The 17,726-nt window shown below is 69.8% G+C and carries 13 protein-coding genes; 6 read left to right on the top strand and 7 right to left on the bottom strand.

Annotated elements, in window-relative coordinates:
* Positions 1-11 precede the first annotated feature (11 nt).
* From ACFJGU_RS19380 to ACFJGU_RS19365, 4 genes are all read left to right on the top strand, one after another.
* Positions 12-1,328 (top strand): nitrate/nitrite transporter, encoded by a 1,317-nt coding sequence (locus tag ACFJGU_RS19380; protein WP_382305776.1) that lies wholly within the window; start codon positions 12-14, stop codon positions 1,326-1,328.
* A gap of 201 nt (positions 1,329-1,529) precedes the next feature.
* Entirely contained in the window at positions 1,530-2,834 is a 1,305-nt protein-coding gene (locus ACFJGU_RS19375; RefSeq protein WP_382305774.1) for an RNA polymerase sigma factor, read from the top strand.
* A gap of 4 nt (positions 2,835-2,838) precedes the next feature.
* A complete protein-coding gene (locus ACFJGU_RS19370; protein ID WP_382305773.1) occupies positions 2,839-4,128 on the top strand; it encodes a MurT ligase domain-containing protein in 1,290 nt (429 codons plus the stop codon).
* On the top strand, positions 4,128-4,874 hold the full coding sequence (locus ACFJGU_RS19365; RefSeq protein ID WP_382305772.1) for a type 1 glutamine amidotransferase: 747 nt from the start codon (positions 4,128-4,130) through the stop codon (positions 4,872-4,874). Before ACFJGU_RS19370 ends, ACFJGU_RS19365 begins: the two co-directional genes overlap by 1 nt.
* A gap of 837 nt (positions 4,875-5,711) precedes the next feature.
* Here ACFJGU_RS19365 and ACFJGU_RS19360 read toward each other — a convergent pair.
* The 5 genes from ACFJGU_RS19360 to ACFJGU_RS19340 form a co-directional block, all read right to left on the bottom strand.
* A complete protein-coding gene (locus ACFJGU_RS19360; RefSeq protein WP_382305770.1) occupies positions 5,712-6,776 on the bottom strand; it encodes a glycosyltransferase in 1,065 nt (354 codons plus the stop codon).
* Positions 6,773-7,846 carry a glycosyltransferase gene (locus ACFJGU_RS19355; RefSeq protein WP_382305768.1) on the bottom strand — a complete coding sequence of 358 codons (1,074 nt, stop codon included), beginning with the start codon at positions 7,844-7,846 and terminating at the stop codon, positions 6,773-6,775. The genes ACFJGU_RS19360 and ACFJGU_RS19355 overlap by 4 nt, the downstream gene beginning before the upstream one ends.
* Positions 7,843-8,988, bottom strand: a complete 1,146-nt coding sequence (locus ACFJGU_RS19350) for a glycosyltransferase family 1 protein (RefSeq protein ID WP_382305766.1) — start codon at positions 8,986-8,988, stop codon at positions 7,843-7,845. Before ACFJGU_RS19350 ends, ACFJGU_RS19355 begins: the two co-directional genes overlap by 4 nt.
* Before the next feature lie 90 nt (positions 8,989-9,078).
* Positions 9,079-9,969 (bottom strand): ATP-grasp fold amidoligase family protein, encoded by an 891-nt coding sequence (locus tag ACFJGU_RS19345; protein WP_382305764.1) that lies wholly within the window; start codon positions 9,967-9,969, stop codon positions 9,079-9,081.
* 47 nt (positions 9,970-10,016) lie between these two features.
* The gene (locus ACFJGU_RS19340; RefSeq protein WP_382305762.1) at positions 10,017-12,104 is read right to left on the bottom strand and encodes a type IIA DNA topoisomerase subunit B; all 2,088 of its coding nucleotides are present in this window, start codon (positions 12,102-12,104) and stop codon (positions 10,017-10,019) included.
* Positions 12,105-12,311: 207 nt separating this feature from the next.
* Between ACFJGU_RS19340 and ACFJGU_RS19335 the strand changes: the two genes are divergently transcribed.
* Entirely contained in the window at positions 12,312-12,545 is a 234-nt protein-coding gene (locus ACFJGU_RS19335; RefSeq protein WP_092552672.1) for a hypothetical protein, read from the top strand.
* A gap of 91 nt (positions 12,546-12,636) precedes the next feature.
* Here ACFJGU_RS19335 and ACFJGU_RS19330 read toward each other — a convergent pair whose 3' ends face one another.
* Positions 12,637-15,114 (bottom strand): DNA topoisomerase (ATP-hydrolyzing) subunit A, encoded by a 2,478-nt coding sequence (locus ACFJGU_RS19330; protein WP_382305760.1) that lies wholly within the window; start codon positions 15,112-15,114, stop codon positions 12,637-12,639.
* 98 nt (positions 15,115-15,212) lie between these two features.
* Here ACFJGU_RS19330 and ACFJGU_RS19325 point away from each other — a divergent pair, with 98 nt between their 5' ends.
* Entirely contained in the window at positions 15,213-16,364 is a 1,152-nt protein-coding gene (locus ACFJGU_RS19325) for an alkaline phosphatase family protein (RefSeq protein ID WP_382305758.1), read from the top strand.
* A 28-nt stretch (positions 16,365-16,392) separates the two neighbouring features.
* Here the strand turns inward: ACFJGU_RS19325 and sepH are convergent, their stop codons facing one another.
* Positions 16,393-17,586: a septation protein SepH gene (gene sepH / locus ACFJGU_RS19320; RefSeq protein ID WP_382305756.1), complete on the bottom strand. Its 1,194-nt coding sequence runs from the start codon at positions 17,584-17,586 to the stop codon at positions 16,393-16,395.
* Positions 17,587-17,726: the final 140 nt, after the last annotated feature.

Raw genomic sequence — 17,726 nt, 5'->3', positions numbered from 1 at the left:
AGCTGACGGCGGTGAACTCCCGTCGATCCTGGCTCGTCTTCGCCGTCGGCGTGTTCGCCTACATGGCGGCGGTGATGCAGCGCACCACCCTCGGGGTCGCGGGAGTCGACGCAGCCGATCGATTCGACACGACGGCGGCGCTGCTGTCCAGTCTCGCGGTGGTGCAGCTGATCATCTACGCGGCCCTGCAGATCCCCATCGGACTCCTGATCGACCGGGTCGGGCCCAAGTTCCTGATCTGCACCGGGAGCGCGGTGATGGTGGTCGGCCAGGTGACCCTGGCGTTCGCGCCCGACATCTCGATCGCGATCGTCGCCCGCATCCTGGTCGGGGCCGGCGACGCCGCCGTCTTCATCTCGCTCATCCGCCTGATCAACTCCTGGTTCCAAGGCCGGCTGGTGCCGCAGCTGTCGCAATGGACGGGCAACATCGGCGCGATCGGCCAGATCCTGTCCGCGGTGCCCTTCGCCTGGCTGCTCCACCAGGCCGGATGGTCCGTCGCGTTCTCCGCGGCCGCCGCCCTCTCCTTCGTGGGTTTCGTGCTGGGCCTCGCGCTGCTCGCCAACCGGCCGGCGCACGTGCCGGAACCGCCGCGTGCCGCCTCGGTGAAGGAGGCGCTGCAGGGGCTCGCCCAGACCATCCGCCGTCCCGGCACGCAGCTCGGGTTCTGGTCGCACTACACCACGCAGTCGTCCGGCACCGTGTTCGCCCTGTTCTGGGGATTCCCCTTCATGGTGTCGGCGCTGGGCTACGATCCGGGGTTCGCGTCGTTCCTCCTGGTGCTGATCGTGCTCTCCGGGCTCGTCGCCGGGCCGGTGCTCGGCATCCTGACGGCCCGCTTCCCGCTGCGGCGATCGAACCTGGTGCTCGGGGTCACGGCGATCCTCGGCCTGGTCTGGGCGGTGCTGCTGCTCTGGCCGGGCGCTCCGCCGACCTGGCTCGTGATCGTGCTGGTGGTGGCGATGGGCATCGGCGGGCCGGGGTCGCTGATCGGCTTCGACTTCGCACGCTCCTTCAACCCGATCCGTTCCCTCGGATCGGCCAACGGCATCGTGAACGTCGGCGGCTTCACCGCCAGCTTCGTGACGATGTTCCTGATCGGCGTGCTGCTCGACCTCCAGTTCGACACCGGGCTCAGTTCGAGCCTCTACGACCTCGACGCATTCCGGCGTGCATTCACGGTCCAATACCTCGTGATCGGCTTCGGTGTCGTCATGCTCGTCCGCGCCAGGCGGCGCACGCGGCGCAAGCTGGAGGAGGACGAGGGAATATCGGTGGGCCCCATCTGGGTTGCACTGTACAGAGCATGGAGGCGCCGGGGGGCCTGACGGCGTTCCGCCCGGTCATTCCATGCAATAATTGATAATCAAGACCCGTTCTTGTGCACGGATGCAGCATCTCCTCTCGGCTGCGAAAACCCGGCACTTGACATGGGTCTTAGTAATGTCCAAAAACATCTTCACGCGACGGGAATCTTGCCAGGGACCTTCCACCTCCCATCCCGGTCGCGTGGCATGAAAGGTGAAGTAATGGCCACCCCCAAGTCCGCAGACACCCTCGAGAAGGCAACGGCGCCTGACGAGGTCGAGTCGGCAGCGCAGCGCCCCACGGCCAAGCGCGCGCCGGCCAAGAAGACCGCAGCGAAGGCTGCCCCGAAGAAGGCCGCCAAGGCGACCGCGAAGAGCGACGACTCCGACGACATCGAGCCCGATGACGAGGTCGTCGACGACGACGCGGTCGAAGAGGTGGCCGACGACGTCGAGGTCGTCGTCGACGAGAGCGACACCGACGACACGGATGCCGACGGCGACGACAAGGTCGCGAAGCCGGCTGCCGCAGACGCACCGCTCCCCACGGGCGCTCTCGTGCTGTCCCTGGTCGACGACGAGGACGACGTTCCCGTCTACTCGTCCACGATCACGGGCGCCACGGCCGACCCGGTCAAGGACTACCTGAAGCAGATCGGAAAGGTCGCGCTCCTGAACGCGGCCGAAGAGGTCGAGCTCGCGATGCGCATCGAGGCGGGTCTGTTCGCCGAGGACAAGCTGGCGAACACCGAGAACCTCACCCCCGCTCTCAAGCGCGAGCTCCAGTGGGTGGCGAAGGACGGCCAGCGCGCCAAGAGCCACCTGCTCGGCGCGAACCTGCGCCTCGTGGTCTCGCTCGCCAAGCGCTACACGGGTCGTGGCATGCAGTTCCTCGACCTCATCCAGGAAGGCAACCTGGGCCTCATCCGTGCCGTCGAGAAGTTCGACTACACCAAGGGCTTCAAGTTCTCGACCTACGCCACCTGGTGGATCCGTCAGGCCATCACCCGCGCCATGGCCGACCAGGCGCGCACCATCCGCATCCCGGTGCACATGGTCGAGGTCATCAACAAGCTCGCCCGGGTGCAGCGCCAGATGCTGCAGGACCTCGGTCGCGAGCCCACGCCCGAGGAGCTGAGCCGCGAACTCGACATGACGCCCGAGAAGGTCGTCGAGGTGCAGAAGTACGGCCGCGAGCCCATCTCGCTGCACACGCCCCTGGGTGAAGACGGCGACAGCGAGTTCGGCGACCTGATCGAAGACACCGAGGCGGTCGTACCGGCCGACGCGGTGGGATTCACCATGCTGCAGAAGCAGCTGGAGTCGCTCCTCGACTCGCTCTCGGAGCGGGAGGCGGGTGTCATCCGGATGCGCTTCGGCCTCGGCGACGGCATGCCCAAGACCCTCGACCAGATCGGCGACACCTTCGGCGTGACGCGCGAGCGCATCCGCCAGATCGAGTCGAAGACGATGGCCAAGCTCCGTCACCCGTCACGGTCGCAGTCGCTGCGCGACTACCTCGAGTAGGCCGGTGGGGCTCCGCACGGCCACGGCCGTCCTCGTCGGGCGAGCCGTCCGTGTCGCCGCGCGCCTGCGCGGCGGCGGGTCGGCGATCCCGGGCAACATCGCGCTGAAGATCGACCCCGGCTTCCTCGAACGCACGATCGCCCGGATTCCGGACGGCGTCGTCGCGGTGTCCGGCTCGAACGGCAAGTCGACCACCACGAACATGCTCGCCGCCATCATGCGGCAGCACGGGCTGACGGTCTTCACCAACCCCTCGGGCGGCAACCTCCCCCAAGGCATCGCTTCGGCGCTGCTCTCCGAGGTGTCGCTGGGGGGCCGGCTCGATTCCGACATCGCCATCCTCGAGGTCGACGAGGGGTACGGCACCAGGCTCGCCGAGCTGCTGAAGCCGCGCACGGTGCTGCTGCTCAACATCCAGATCGACCAGCTGAATCGCTACCACGAGCCCGATCGGGTGGCCGCCATGCTCGGCCGCGTCGCCGCCTCGGCGACCGAGGGCCTCGTGCTGAACCGGGAAGACAACTTCCTGGTCGACCTCGATCAGCGCATCCCGGCTCGCGAGGGCCGCGCGGTGTCGTTCTTCGGCGGCGTGCCCGCTCTCGTGGATGCCGCGAGCCACGGTGTGGCGTCGGCCGACCGCTTCGGCGAGGCCACGGTCGCTCCCGGCTCCCGGGCTGCCGCCGTGGAGGTCGTGGGGCTCGAGGGCGCCCGGGCCACACTCGACATCGACGGAACCCGCGTCGAGGTCAAGCTCCCGGCCCGGGGCATGCACTACGCACTCGATGCCGCCGGGGCTGCCGCTGCCGCCCGCAGCGTTCTCGGCACGCGCTTCCGCCCCGAACTCGTCACCGCTGCCCTCGACTCGCTCGAGACCGTCTACGGGCGTGGCGAACTGCTCGAGGTCGACGGCGAGCAGATCGAGATCATCATGATGAAGAACCCGGCGAGCCTGCAGCTCAACCTCGACTCGCTCGAGAGCGCACCGGAGCAGGTGTTCATGGCGGTCGACGAGGGCACCCCCGATCCGTCGTGGATCTACGACATCGACTTCTCCGCCCTCGACCACGTCGACGGGATCACCGGATCGAAGGCCTGGCAGTTCGCCGTGCGCTTCGGCTACCTCGGCATCCCGGTCGGCTCCGTCGACCTCGACGTGAAGGCGGCGCTGAAGGCCTTCCTCGCGCTTCCCGCTCCCGCGACCGGCCACAAGGTGATGATCCTGAATTACGAGCAGATGATGCTGATCCGCAAGATCCTGGGCTTCAAGGAGCTCGAGGGTGGGGGACAGGCCTGATGGGCGACACCGCCGCGCTGCGCATCCTGCACCTCTTCCCGCGACTGCTGGGGCTGAACGGGGAGAGCGGAAACGTCGACATCCTGCGCCTCCGCTCGGAGTGGCGGGGGCTTCCGGTGGAGGTCATCACCTACGACGAGGGCACACCGTCGCGCTTCGACGAGGCGGATCTCGTGTTCATCGGAAGCGGCCCGGTCTCGGCCGAGGTGCTCGCGCATCCGCTCGTCGTCACGATCGCTCCGCTGCTGCGCACGCTGGCCGACGACGGGGTGCCGTTCCTGGCGATCGGTGCCGGCTTCCAGTTGCTCGGCGAGAGCGTGACCCTCGACGACGGCACGGTGCTCGAGGGCGCCGGCGTCTTCCCGGTCACCACCCGCCACGGCGGAACGCGTGTGGTCGGCGACTTCGTCGTCGAGTCGCCGCGCCTCGGCACGGTCGTGGGCTTCGAGAACCGCGGCTCCTTCGTCGACGTCGGGGCGCATCCCCCTCTCGGGCGGGTGGTGTACGGCCGTGGCAACACGGAGACGCCCGGCGACGAGGGCTTCTGGGAGGGCAATCTCCTCGGCACCCACCTGCACGGACCGGTGCTGGCGAACAACCCCGGTCTCGCCGACTCGCTCCTCGACACGGCTCGCGCACGCCGCGCTCTGCAGTACACGGATGTCGCGCCGGACGCTTTGCGCACGATCGACGATCGGGCCCGCCACGCGCGGGAGACGATCGCCGCCGCTCCGCTGAGCGAGTAGGAGCGCCCAGCGCCCGATCGACCGGGTGCGGACCTCCGTCGTCGTCGCGGAGCAGCAGCCCCTGCCGCTCGAAGGCATCCAGCCACCCCGTCATCGGCCAGACGCCCCAGCGGTCGTGGAAGACCCGTGCGTTGCGCACGATGTCGTCGAGGTGCTCGACGGGCGGGTTCTGCACCGCATGGTGCTGGTGATAGGCGCGGGCGTCGCCGATCCAGGCGAGACCGACACCTCGTTCCCGGGCGGTGAAGCCGAAATCCGTGTCCTCGCCGCCGTAGCCGGTGTAGCCCTCGAAGAAGCCGCCGATACGGTGCCAGGTGTGCGCGTGCACGGCGAACGAGAGCGACCAGAACAGGTCGTGGGGGCCTCCGAGAATCACCTCGCCGGGCCCGGGCGCAGGGCGCGCGGGATGCGGGCGATCCAGCGCGGCGAGGCCGTCGAGCGGATACCCACCCGGCGGCGGGGGATCGAGGTAGGTGACCGGACCGCTGAGCAGGCGGCCCTCCGCGGGCGGCGAGACGGCGGCTCGCGCGTAGGCGCCGAGAAGGCCCGGCGCGGCCAGGCAGTCCACGTCGAGGAAGACGAGCACCTCCGCCCCGCGAGCCAGTGCGGCGCGCGCGCCCCGGTTTCGGGCCCGGGCCAGCGGGAGCGCTCCTGCCGAGGTCGTCGACACGACGCGGACGCCCTCGCGGTCGAGTCGGCGGAGGCCGCGGATCGCCGGATCGTTCATGGCCACGACGACGTGGTCGTCGGGGCGCGCTTCCGAGCGGTCCAGCGAGTCGAGCTGGCGCTCGAGGTGCTCGTGGCGGCCGTGCACGATGGTGATGAGGGCGGTCCGGGTCATCGGTGCGCGCCCGTCGAGACGACACCGTCGGTCGCGGTCGCGGCGGGCGCCGTCGCGCTGCGTGCCGTCGCACGGATGGCCGCCGCCGCCCTGGCCGCACCCGAGCCGTCGTTCCAGCCCGCCCAGGAGCCGCCGTCGTAGCCGAGTGCCGTCGTCAGCGTGGACGCCCAGTCGGTGTCGAGGGGATCCTGGATGACGAGCGCGGGCCACCGCACGTCCGTCAACACGGCTGCCGTGTGCAGCTGTTCCTCGTGCGGGCGTGGCTCCGCGATCACCACCGCGGGTTTGCGGGCCGCGGCCACCTCGGCGATCGCGTTCTGCCCGGCGTGGGTCAGCACGACGTCGGCGGCCCGGATGAGCGGCCACGGGTCCTCCAGCCACGGTCCTGCGTCACCGCCCGCCATCCGCCACTCCCAGCCGGGCGTCTGCTCTCGAGCGCGGGTCAGCACGGCGGGATCGATGCCTCCGGCGCGACCGTTCAGGAGCAGCACGCGCGGCGGCCCCGCGGGGCGGTCACGCGGGAGAGCCGAGGGCTGGTGACGGAAGCGCGAGATCGCACCGACAGCCACGTGCTTGGCTGCGGCATCCACGTCCAGTCCGCTGAGCATGCCGTGGGCATCGGGGGGCCACGCCGACACGATGGTGCTCGAGACGGCGAACCCGAGACGGTGCGCCTCGTCGTCGCGGCGGCCGGGCAGCGCCACCGACACCACGGGAACGCCGTGCAGCCGCGCCAGGAGCGCGATCTCCACCGAGACGTCGGAGACGATGACGGAGGGCCTCGCTGCGGCGATCCACTCGGAGACCATGGCCATCCGCGTGCGCAGCCCAGGGGCCTGAACGGGGGTCCAGTGCAGGCGTCCGCCGGCGTCGGCTCCCTCGTCGCCGAAGGGCAGGTCGTCGTCGTCGCGCGGCAGCGTCACCCATTCCCCGCTCCAGTCCTCGGGGCGGGGGAGCGACGACAGGGCGGTCACCGGCTCATGGGGTTCGAGTTCGGCCGCGATGGCCGAGGCGCGCGAGAGATGGCCGCGGCCGACGTGATGGATGTAGTACCCGATCATGCCGCGAGCATCCGCGTGGTCTGCTGCTCGTAGAGGGTCTCATAGCGGTCGGTCATCGTCTGGAGCGAGCAGTGTTCGAGGGCGTGCCGCCGCACCTCGTCGCGGGGCAGAGCCGCGGCGGCGAGCATGGCCTCGGCCAGCGCATCGGGGTCGCCCGGCGTGGCCAGGCGGCCGCCCGCCGGCACGACGAACTCCGAGAGGGCGCCGCGATCGAACGCGGCCACCGGCGTCGCGCACGCCATCGATTCGGCGGCGACGAGGCCGTACGGTTCCTCCCACAGAGGCGTCACGGCCGTGACCGAGGCGCGTCCGACCCGAGCGGCCAGTTCGCGGGTGTCGAGGTGACCGACGTAGCGCACGCGCGCATCCAGAAGCGGTTCCACCTTGCGCTGGAAGTACTCCCGGTCGAAGATCGGCCCGGCGAGGTCCAGCGGCATCCCGGCGATGCGCGCGGCGTGGATGGCGAGATGGGGAGCCTTCTCGGGAACGAACCGGCCGAACCAGATGGCGCCGCCCCCGCCCTCGCCGACCGCCCACCGCTCGGTGTCGACCCCGTTGAGGATGACGCCGGCGCCGGTGCTCGACCGCCATTGCTCGGCAGTGAAGCGGCTCACGGCCACGAACCGTGCCGAGGGTGTGAGTCGGATGGCTGACTCCAGCCACGGGGTGGGCGGGGTGTGCAGCGTGGTCACCATCGGCACCGTCAGGGCGGAGGACATGGCCACCGGCAGGTGGTGGAGGCTGTTGTTGTGCACGATGTCGAAGCGATCCGCCCCGGTGCGCGCGAGGTCGAGCATCAGACCGAGGTACGCGTGGTGCTCGCGCATCCAGGCCTCGGGCGGCGCGCCGACATCCGCTCGTGCCGCTTCGCCCGGTTCGAACGCCTCGACGTCGAGCGCGTCCGCGCCGAGTTCGGGATCGGAGCCCGGCGCGGCGAACAGGGTGACGGAGTGCCCGCGGGCGCGCAATTCGGTGGCCAGGGCGTGGGTGTGCGCCTCGAGACCGCCCGCGAACGGTTCGGAGACCGGGAAGCGGCTCGAGGCGATGAGACAGATCCGGAGGCGCCTCACGTCAGCAACGACCGATAGAGCCGCTGGTGGGCATCGGCGATCGCCGCACGCTGCTGCAGCCGGTGCTCGATGGTGACGGGCGGGGCGAGCGGCGTCCGCCTCGCGCGGTGGACGGCGTCGACGAGGGAATCGGCGCTGAGGGAGTCCTCGTCGTTGTGATAGCCGAACACGGGCTGCTGTTCGGCGTAGAAGCCGCAGTCGGGTGCGATCACGGCCGTGCCGAGATCGCGGCAGGCCTCCAGCCATCCGGAGTGGGTTCCGAATCGATAGGGGAGCACGGAGACGTCGAGCGACGCGAGGTACTCCCACAGCTCGTCGTCGGTGAAGAAGTCGTGCACGTGGAGTTCCAGGTCTCCGCGGGTCTCGGCCGCGCGGAGGAAGCCGGACAGCTCCGGGTCGAAGCGCCGGCCGTCGGGCTCCAGCACGTCCGAGTGCCCGTCGACCTGCAGCACCGTGTCGGGGAGTTCCCGCACGGCGCGGGCCAGCACCTCGATGACCGGCAAGGGGTGCATGCTCGCCCGTAGGCTCTTCACGTGCACGCCGATGCGGAAGGGGCGCGCCGCCGCGGAGGCGTTCGCCCGCTCGGCCTCACGGTCGGCCGCAACGCGCGCCATGGTGGCCGGGTCGACGACATGCGGGTGGGGAAGCACCTCGGCCGTCCGCTGCCACCGGCGGTCGATCTCGGCGGCCGCTCCCGGGGTCAGGGTGATGAGCGCGTCGGCGCCGGGGATGAGCACATCGAGTTGGGCGTCATGCTCCGAGCGCAGCTCGTGGTGCGGATTCCGCAGATCGTGCACCGTGTAGACGAACGGCTTGCCCTCTTCCCGCAGCGCAGCGAGCAGCGCCCGGAGTTCGCCGGGGGTGCGGGCGTCGAAACCGAACTGCAGGTGGAACACGTCGAACTCGTCGGCGTGATCCTGTACCCACGAAGGCTCGAGCATCGCCGGTGGCCACCATCGCGACACGGCCGACCGGCGCGCGTCATCCGGATCGGGATCGGCCAACCGCACGACGGCGGGGGCGTCCGACCCGACCGGGCTCAGGTGACGGATGTACACGTGCGACGAGGGCACGGAGGCGACCCGCACAGGGCGGGTCGGGTCTTCACGGACGGATGGCTGGCGGATGGCCGAAGTGCTCACCTCACCAGTAGACGCCGAGTGCGGCACTCGGCAAGCGGCTTGACACCGGCCGTCAATCACTCCGCTCGGCGTCTGCTCGCATCCCGGATCTCACCGATAGCGACGGGGCACGACCCACTCGCGACCGAACTCGGCATCGAAGCTCGCCGGATGGAAGGGGCTGTCGCCACCCGCCGGATAGCTGGTGAGCTCGCCGAAGACGACCCGCTCGGGCAGATGGTAGAGGTCGACCCGGACGAAATCGGTGTCCTGTCCGAGCGTCTCGGCGATGGCGACCATCTCGGAGAGCCGCCGCGGTCGGGGAGGGGACGGCTCCGCCCAGGCAGGCCCTCCGCTCAAGGGCAGGTGCTCCCAGGATGTGTCGAAGAAGTCTTGGGTGCGCCCGCCGAACCGGCCGCCGTCGACTTGGATGAAGCGGCAGCGCCCGTTGAACACGAACAGCTTGTAGTCGTCGGGGATGCCGCCGCCGGCGCCGGTGAGCATTTCCTCGACGATGACCCGCCGCGGTACCGGGCCGTAGGCCCACTCGCGATTCGGGCCTTGCCCGTACAGCTGCGCCGACCAGAAGCGGGCGGTCGCGACCAGCTGGTCGATCGCGACCGCCTCCGGCCGAACATGCGTGTAGCCCCAGAGCGAACCGGCGGGAGGGATCGAGGCGTCGGCCGGCGCTCCGGGCGACACCACGATGCAGGCGCCGCTCCCGTGGGTGGGCTTCACCACGTAGCTCTCCGGCAGATCGAGCGTGCGCAGGTCTGCCGGGTCGTCGACGAGGCCGAGCATGCGGGGGAGTCTGCCGGGGCCGATCCGGGAGGCCACGTGATCGCGCACCGCGGCCTTGTCGGCGAAGGTCACGATCAACGGCCGATGATCGCGCAGCATCTTGTAGCGCACCTTCTCGGTGAAGGTGCGCGGCCGGCGCGTGCGGAGCAGCCGCGCGGCCCGCACGAGACGACTGCGCTCGCGCCAGCTCGCGTGCTCCATGAGGGCGACGCTACCCCGCCGGGGGCTTGCTCCCCGGGGCTTGACAGCTAGACGTCGATGCGGTCGCGCGACATGTTGTCCGAACCCGCGATGATGAACTCCTTGCGCGGCGCCACGTCGTCGCCCATCAGGAGCTCGAACATCTTCTCCGCCACCGCGGCGTCGGCCACGCCCACCCGGCGGAGGGTGCGGTAGCGCTTGTCCATGGTGGTGGAGGCGAGCTGGTCGGCATCCATCTCCCCGAGGCCCTTGTAGCGCTGGATCGGGTCCTGGTACTTCCGGCCCGACTTCTTGAGCGCGGCCAGCACGGCGTTCAACTCGGCCTCGGAGTAGGTGTAGATCGTCTCGTTCGGCTTCGAGCCCGGATTGATGGCCACCACGCGGTGCAGCGGCGGCACGGCGGCATAGACCCGGCCGTCTTCGATGAGCGGCCGCATGTAGCGGAAGAAGAGGGTGAGGAGGAGGGTGCGGATGTGCGCGCCGTCGACATCCGCGTCGCTCATCAGGATGATCTTGCCGTAGCGCGCGGCCGAGAGGTCGAAGGAGCGGCCCGAGCCGGCTCCGATGACCTGGATGATCGAGGCGCATTCGGCGTTGGAGAGCATGTCGGCGATCGACGCCTTCTGCACGTTGAGGATCTTGCCGCGGATGGGCAGCAGCGCCTGGAACTCGCTGTTGCGCGCGAGCTTCGCGGTGCCGAGGGCCGAGTCGCCCTCCACGATGAACAGCTCGCTCTGCGCCACGTCGGAGGAGCGGCAGTCGACGAGCTTCGCCGGCAGAGTGGATGACTCGAGCGCGTTCTTGCGGCGCTGCGTCTCCTTGTGGGCGCGCGCCGAGATACGCGACTTCATCTCGGCCACGACCTTGTCGAGCACGAGCGCCGACTGCGCCTTGTCGTCGCGCTTGGGAGAGCCGAAGCGGTCGGCCAGACCCTTGGTGACCACCTGCGACACGATGGCGCGCACGGCCGGGGTGCCGAGCACCTCCTTGGTCTGGCCCTCGAACTGCGGCTCCGGCAGACGGACGGTGAGCACGGCGGTGAGCCCGGCCAGCACGTCTTCTTTGTCGAGCTTGTCGTTGCCGACCTTGAGGCGGCGGGCGTTGGCCTCGACGGCCTGCCGCAGGAACTTCAGCAGCCCGGCCTCGAAACCGGCCTGGTGGGTGCCGCCCTTCGGCGTGGAGATGATGTTGACGAAGCTGCGGAACTCGGTGTCGTAGCCGATGCCCCAGCGCATCGCGAGATCGACCGCGCACTCCCGGGAGAGCTCGGTGGGCACCATCGCGCCGTGCTCGGAGAGCACCGGCACGGTCTCGGTGAAGGTACCCGTGCCCTGGATGCGCCAGGTGTCGGTGATCGGGGAGTCGGGAGCGAGGTGCTCCACGAACTCCGAGATGCCGCCCTCGAAGCGGAACGACTCGTGGCGCGGCTCCTCGCCCCGCTCGTCGTCGATCGTGATCTTGAGCCCGGGCACGAGGAAGGCGGTCTGGCGCGCGCGCACCGTCAGTTCGTCGGTCTGGAACTCGGCTCCACGGGTGAAGATCTGCCGATCGGCCCAGTAGCGCACGCGGGTGCCGGTCTTGCCGCGAGCGACCTTGCCGACCACGCGCAGTTCGCTCTTCTTCTCGAAGGGCGTGAACGGCGCATCCGGGCTCACCGGGCCGCCGTTGTCGTCGAAGATGCCGGGCTCGCCGCGGTGGAACGACATGGCCCAGGTCTTGCCGTCGCGGTCGACCTCGACGTCGAGACGCTCGGAGAGGGCGTTCACCACGGAGGCGCCCACGCCGTGCAGACCACCGGATGCCGCATACGACCCCGAGCCGAACTTGCCCCCGGCGTGCAGCTTGGTGAACACCACCTCGACTCCGGAGAGGCCGGTCTTCGGCTCGATGTCGACCGGGATGCCGCGCGCGGTGTCGCGCACCTCCACACTGCCGTCGTCGTGCAGTACCACGTCGATATCGGTGCCGTGGCCGCCGAGCGCTTCGTCGACCGAGTTGTCGATGATCTCCCACAGGCAGTGCATCAGGCCGCGCGAGTCGGTGGAGCCGATGTACATGCCGGGCCGCTTGCGAACCGCCTCGAGTCCTTCGAGGACGGACAGGTGCCGGGCAGAGTAGTCGGACGGTGATGCCACCGGGTCTCCTTCGGGTGTCGCGGGGGAACGCGGGCGTTCCGATCTCCAAGGCTAACCGCCTCAGGCGGGCGTACCGGCGCACGACACCCTCGGTGTATTCCCGGTACGCGCACAGCGAAACACAGCGGATTGTGGCTTGGCCGTTACAGAACAGTGCTTTGATGTGACTACCAGCCAGTTCACGTTCGAGTCGCTAAGGAGCCGAAGATGCAGTCAGTTGCAGCAGAAACCAGCGCTGTGTCCGATCTGGAGAACGCCTATCAGCTCACAGCGGCCGACCGCTGCGACAGCTGTGGTGCCCAGGCCTACATCCGCGTCGACATGCCCTCGGGTGGCGAACTCCTCTTCTGCGCTCACCACGGGCGCAAGTACCAGGAGAAGCTCTCCCAGGTGGCCACCGGATGGCACGACGAGTCAGCGAAGCTGAACGAGCGCCCGTAACCGGATTCCGAAACGGCCCGCACCGCGATCTGATCGCGAGGCGGGCCGTTTTCGTTGCCCCGGGGGTCCGAGGTCCCGAGTGTCGAATCCGCTAGACGCGCGCTGCGCCGATCGAACCCACCACGCCGGTCAGCGCCACACCTGAGGCGTCGCGCTTCGCGCCGGCGTCCGGGAGCGTGCGGGCGGCGCCATCCGTTCCCACCGCCAGGGCGGGTGCACGGCCGGCCCAGGCCACGGTGAGCACGTCTTCGCCCTTCAGGAAGCGATGAGCGCGGACGCCACCGGTGGCCCGGCCCTTGGGCGGGAACTCGGCGAAGTCGGACACCTTGCCCGAACCGGCATCCGTTCCCGCGAGGGTCGAGGTGCTTCCCGAGACGGTCACCACGACCGCGTCGTCGCCGTCGGGCACCGAACCGAACCAGATCACGGTGGCCCCGGCGCCGAGGTTGATGCCCGCCATACCGCCCGCGGCCACACCCTGCGGCCGGACGCTGGCTTGGAAGAAGCGCAGCAGCTGCGCATCCGAGGTGATGAACACGAGTTCGTCCTCTTCGGCGTGCTGGGCGACGCCCACGACCGAGTCGCCGGGCTTCAGAGCGATCACCTCGAAGTCGGGCCGCGCCGGGTAGGCGCCCGCCGTGACGCGCTTGACCACGCCCTGAGCGGTGCCGAGCGCGATCGGCACGTTCGACGTGAGCGAGACCAGCCCGACGATCTTCTCGCGCTTGGAGTCGATGGCAAGGTAGTCGCCCACCTTCACGCCGGCGCCGAGCTGCACCGAGTTCGCCGGGACCGCGGGCAGGTCCATCACCGGCATCCGGATGAGCCGTCCGGTGTCGGTGATCGCGCCCACCTCCGAGCGACGGGTGGTGTCGACCTGGCTGCGGAGCGCATCGTGCTTACTGCGGCGCACGTTGACCGTGGGGCCGTCGGCGCGGTCCTCGTCGCCCTCCTCGCGGTCGACCCGCACCACGCGCCCGGTGGTGCTGAGGAACACGGTGCACGGCACGTCGGCGACCTCGAGAACGGGTTGCGCCTTCTTCGAGGTGGTGGCGAGCGAGGGCCGTGCCTCGGTGAGCAGGGTGCGACGGGGGGTGCCGAACTTCTCGGCGACCTCCTCGAGCTCGTTGGACACGGTGGCACGGATGAGGGCCGGGTCGGCGAGCAGGGCCTCGAGCTGCGCGATCTCCTCGCGCAGCTTGTCGCGCTCGGCCTCGAGCTCGATCCGCGAGAAGCGGGTGAGCCGGCGCAGCCGCAGTTCGAGGATGTAGTCGGCCTGCAGCACGCTGAGCTCGAAGACGTCGATCAGGCGCACCCGGGCCTGATCGGTGTCGTCGCTGGTGCGGATGACCTGGATCACCTCGTCGATGTCGAGGATGGCGATGAGGAGCCCCTCGACCAGGTGCAGACGCTCGCGCCGCCGGTCGAGGCGGAAGCGGGTGCGCCGCGTCACCACCTCGATGCGGTGGTTGACGTAGACGATCAGCAGGTCGCGGAGCCCGAGGGTGAGCGGCCCGCCGTCGACCAATGCGACGTTGTTGATGTTGAAGCTGTCTTCGAGGGGGGTGAGCTTGTAGAGCTGCTCGAGCACCGCCTCGGGGTTGAACCCGGTCTTGATGCCGATCACGAGGCGGAGGCCGCGCGTGCGGTCGGTGAGGTCGGTGACGTCGCTGATGCCCTGGATCTTCTTCGAGGTCACGCCGTCCTTGATCTTGGCGATCACCTTCTCCGGACCCACGAGATAGGGGAGCTCGGTCACCACGAGACCGGTCTTGCGGGCGCTCAGGTTCTCGACCGTGACCTTCGCCCGTGTCTTGAAGCTGCCGCGGCCCGTTTCATAGGCGTCTCGCACGCCGGCGAGTCCCACGATGGTGCCGCCGCCCGGCAGGTCGGGCCCGGGGATGAACGACATCAGATCGTCGAGCGAGGCATCCGGATTCTCGATCAGGTAGCGTGCGCCGGCCACGACCTCGATCAGGTTGTGCGGGGCCATGTTGGTGGCCATGCCGACCGCGATGCCGCTCGCCCCGTTCACCAGGAGGTTCGGGATGGCGGCAGGCAGCACATCCGGCTGGAGCAGTTGGTTGTCGTAGTTGGGAACGAAGTCGATGACGTCTTCGTCGAGGTTCTCCACCATCGCCATGGCGACCGGGTCGAGCCGTGCCTCGGTGTAGCGGGAGGCCGCGGGGCCGTCGTCGAGGGAGCCGAAGTTGCCGTGGCCGTCGACGAGCGGCACCCGCATCGTCCACGCCTGGGCCAGGCGCACCAGGGCGTCGTAGATGGCCGTGTCGCCGTGCGGGTGGAGCTTTCCCATCACCTCGCCCACGACGCGGGCGCTCTTCACGTGACCGCGGTCGGGGCGCAGACCCATGTCGCTCATCATGTAGAGGATGCGGCGCTGCACGGGCTTCAAGCCGTCGCGGGCGTCGGGCAGGGCGCGGGAGTAGATGACCGAATACGCGTATTCGAGGAACGAATCCTGCATCTCCGTCGAGACGTCGACATCGAGGATCTTCTCAGGGCCCGTGCCAGCATCGGTGGAAGTGGGATCGTTCTTGGCTGCGGTCATTCCTGTGTTTCTCGAGCGTGTCGGGGTGGTTCCGGATGATTCCGGCCGGCGCGGAGGGCATCGGGCGACGACCGGGGTCGTGTGCCAGACTGGGCCGAATGTCCACCATGCTACCGACGCGGGCCGCCGGGGAGCCGACGCTCGCCGACGTGTTGCCGAGTTGCGTGTCGTCGCTGGGGGGCGAGCCCAACCGCCTGGAGCTGCCGCCGGCGGAGCGCGTCGTGGTGGTGCTGGTCGACGGACTCGGCTCGGCTGCACTCCGTTCGCGTGCCGGGCATGCCCGCGCGATGAACGCGGGCCTCACCAAGCGCACCATCATCTCCAGCGGGTTCCCCACCACCACGGCGGCGGCACTGGCCACCCTGACCACCGGTGGCCGGCCCGGCGAGCACGGCATCGTGGGGTACACCGCGCTCGTGCCCGAGCTCGGCGAGGTCGTGAACCAGCTGTCCGGCTGGTCCGACGCGATGCCGCCGGCCACCTGGCAGCGGCTCCCCACCGTGTTCGAGGGGCTCCGCGCCGCCGGGGTGCCATCGAACACGATCGGTCCGGCGAAGTACGCCGGTTCCGGTCTCACCCGAGCCATCCTGCGCGGCGCCGACTACGTGGCCGCCGGGTCGATCGCCGAACGATTCGCCGCTGCCCGTCGCCTCTTCGACGAGGGCGGGCGCCGTCTCGTCTACCTCTACGTTCCCGAGCTCGATCAGCTCGCGCACGCACGCGGCTGGCAATCCGATCGCTGGCTCGCCACGCTCGAATTGCTCGACGCCGAGTACGCGCGCTTCACCTCGACGCTGCGCCGGGGCGAAGGACTGCTGCTCACCGCCGACCACGGGGTGGTCGACGTTCCGGCGACCGGGCACATCCTCTTCGGAGAGACGCCCGAACTGGTCGACGGCGTGGTGAAGGTGGGCGGCGACCCGCGCTGCCTCCAGCTCTACCTGGGCCCAGGGGCGACGCCGGATGCGCGCGCGCGGCTGGCCGACGCCTGGCGCGCTCGGGAGGGCCAGCGCGCGTGGATCGCCACCCGTGAGGAGGCGATGGACGCCGGCTGGTTCGGTCCGGTCGACCCCGAGGTCGCACCGCGGATCGGCGACGTCATCGTGGCGGCGCGGAAGCTCGTGGCCTACTACGACGGCCGCGACGGTGACACGGCGGGGCAGTCGATGATCGGGCAGCACGGCTCGATGACGGCCGAGGAGACGCTGGTCCCCCTGCTCCGCGCCGGCACGTACCGACTCGCCCTGTGACGGCTACCGTGACTCGCGGTTCATCCGGTCAGGCCGGATCGTCGTCCGAGCGCGCCCCGAAGACGATCTCGTCCCAGCTCGGCATGGCCGCTCGCTGACGTTTCGGCGACGACTGCTTGCCGGACGGTCCGCCGGCTCCCGACGACGTCGACGCCGAACCCGGCTGCGCGGGCTGCGGCACGATCACCTCGGGTTCCAGGCCTTCGAGCGGGGTGTCGATCGGATCGATCGGCACCGGGCGCGGGCCGCCGAACACCGGCTCCTCGTCGTGCGCCGGTTCGAAGGCCGCCGCCTCGCGCTCCCCGCGTCGACGACGCAGGGCCTCGAGCAGGTCAGCGGTCTGATTGTGATCGGCCGTGTCGGCCGTGTCGGGCGCGCGTTTCACGGCGAAGCCGTCATAGGGGCGCTGCTGCTCCTTGGCGGGGCGGCTCGCCGCCGCGAAGAGCGAGGTGGCGCCGGTGCCCGCGCCGGCGGCGGGTTCGGCGACCGGCTCGGAGTCGCTGCCCGGGGCATCCATCTCCGTCGTCGTCTCGGCTGCGGAGGCAGATGCGCTCGTCGGCGGGACGACCCGCTCCAGCGGCGCGAACGACCCGCTGTCGAAGCGCTCGTCACCACTCTCGGTCGTGGACACGGCGCGGAGTCGCGGGATGAGGCCCTCGCTCAGCTCACCGTGCCGCGACAGGGTGGTGGCCTCGTTGTTCAGGGGCGTGAGCGCGTGCCGCTTCGGATCGAACTGCCAGCGGGCGTCGTGCTCGATCTCGCGGGAACTGAAGGTGAGCTTCACGATCCATCCGGTCTCGTCTTTCCAGCTGGCCCAACGCACGTCTTTCGCGTCGAGACCCTCCAGGCGCTCCTCGAGAGCGTCGCCGAAGGTGGAGAGCGGTTCTTCGCCGAGCGGGTCGGCGGGAGCGGTGGGCTGCACGGGAACGCGGAGGGCCGAATCGACCATGAACTGGCGCTCGGCCACCACGGGGCCCTCGAACCTCTCGACGTATTCGACCGATGCCCCGGTGAGCTCGGCCACCTCGAACGCCGAGAGTCCGGCCCGGATGTGCGTCTGGATCTCGCGCGGCGACACCTTCTTGCCGGTGGCCTGCGCGGCCACCCCCTGACGCAGCCGCGATTGGAGGACGTCGTCGATCACGATCCGAAAACGTTCGCCGCCGTCGCTCGACACGAGCAACGCGCCGTTCTCGACTCCGATTACCGTCAAATCCTGCATGGTGAAAGGCCTCCAGAGGTCACTGTTCGCTGACAGGATGCCACGGAGAAGCCCCGCGAACCGGGAATGTTCCGGGCGTGCCGCAAGTTGCAAGGGCCGTGAGTAATAACTGCTCATGCGACGGTTTGCTATTCCCGCCC

The sequence above is a fragment of the Herbiconiux sp. UC225_62 genome, assembly GCF_042694625.1.
Lineage (GTDB): Bacteria > Actinomycetota > Actinomycetes > Actinomycetales > Microbacteriaceae > Herbiconiux.
Note: the sequence above shows the minus strand (reverse complement) of the source record. Positions and strands in the feature narration are given on the sequence as shown.

Excerpts from the sequence above, each read along its gene's own strand:
- ACFJGU_RS19375 (WP_382305774.1), top strand. The coding sequence starts at position 1,530 with ATGGCCACCCCCAAGTCCGCAGACACCCTCGAGAAGGCAACGGCGCCT.
- ACFJGU_RS19365 (WP_382305772.1), top strand. The coding sequence starts at position 4,128 with ATGGGCGACACCGCCGCGCTGCGCATCCTGCACCTCTTCCCGCGACTG.
- ACFJGU_RS19360 (WP_382305770.1), bottom strand. The coding sequence starts at position 6,776 with ATGATCGGGTACTACATCCATCACGTCGGCCGCGGCCATCTCTCGCGC.
- ACFJGU_RS19345 (WP_382305764.1), bottom strand. The coding sequence starts at position 9,969 with ATGGAGCACGCGAGCTGGCGCGAGCGCAGTCGTCTCGTGCGGGCCGCG.
- ACFJGU_RS19335 (WP_092552672.1), top strand. The coding sequence starts at position 12,312 with ATGCAGTCAGTTGCAGCAGAAACCAGCGCTGTGTCCGATCTGGAGAAC.
- ACFJGU_RS19330 (WP_382305760.1), bottom strand. The coding sequence starts at position 15,114 with ATGACCGCAGCCAAGAACGATCCCACTTCCACCGATGCTGGCACGGGC.
- ACFJGU_RS19325 (WP_382305758.1), top strand. The coding sequence starts at position 15,213 with ATGTCCACCATGCTACCGACGCGGGCCGCCGGGGAGCCGACGCTCGCC.
- sepH (WP_382305756.1), bottom strand. The coding sequence starts at position 17,586 with ATGCAGGATTTGACGGTAATCGGAGTCGAGAACGGCGCGTTGCTCGTG.